The organism is Vibrio splendidus 12E03 (assembly GCF_000272105.2).
Classification (GTDB): domain Bacteria; phylum Pseudomonadota; class Gammaproteobacteria; order Enterobacterales; family Vibrionaceae; genus Vibrio; species Vibrio splendidus_I.
Genome location: NZ_AJZD02000034.1, coordinates 1 through 616 on the forward strand (window position 1 = coordinate 1; position 616 = coordinate 616).

The following is a 616-nucleotide window of genomic DNA, read 5'->3' on the forward strand; positions in this document are numbered from 1 at the left end:
TCTAATGCTAGAAGGTGGAGGGCTTGTTGCGCTCTATCAATCATGCATGGAATACCCAATGGCCTGAGCTTACCGTTCTTTTTGGGGATGTAGATACGTTTGAGTGGTTTTGCAGAGTAAGCCTTGCGGCTCAGTTGATTGACTGCTTTCATACGGCGTACATCTGTGTTCCAGGTGACACCGTCTATTCCAGACGTTTTACTGCCTTTATTCTGAGAGACTCGCTTAACCGCAAGAAGCTTGGCTGAGCGAGAATGAGTCAAGAGCCACTGTAAGGACTTCACCTTACCGTATTTCTTTTCTCTCGTTGCTTTTGCGATACGCATTTGAAGCTTCAATACGTGTGCTTCAACGGATTTCCAGTCGATGGACTGCCATTGAGCGCCGTCAGAAGATGCACTAATCTCTTTCGAGATCACCATTTGCTTTTCTCCTTGAATAAAGTTCTTCAAATTCTCTCGCAATGGGAGACCAGTCGGAAGTGGGCTCACTTTCGTGATCAGACATAAGTCTGTATCTGCATCATTACAATGCAGCTTTCGCTTTTTCCGACCTCCTATACCTGCATCACTATCGGCCACAAAGGCTTTCCCAAAGGGAGTGATACAGGCTTACC

General features: G+C 46.3%; 1 protein-coding gene. It reads right to left on the reverse strand.

What is annotated here, in order from left to right:
- The coding region (locus A142_RS03890; RefSeq protein WP_019823836.1) for a reverse transcriptase N-terminal domain-containing protein at positions 1-422 on the reverse strand (422 nt) is incomplete at its 3' end.
- Between the last annotated feature and the right edge of the window lie 194 nt (positions 423-616).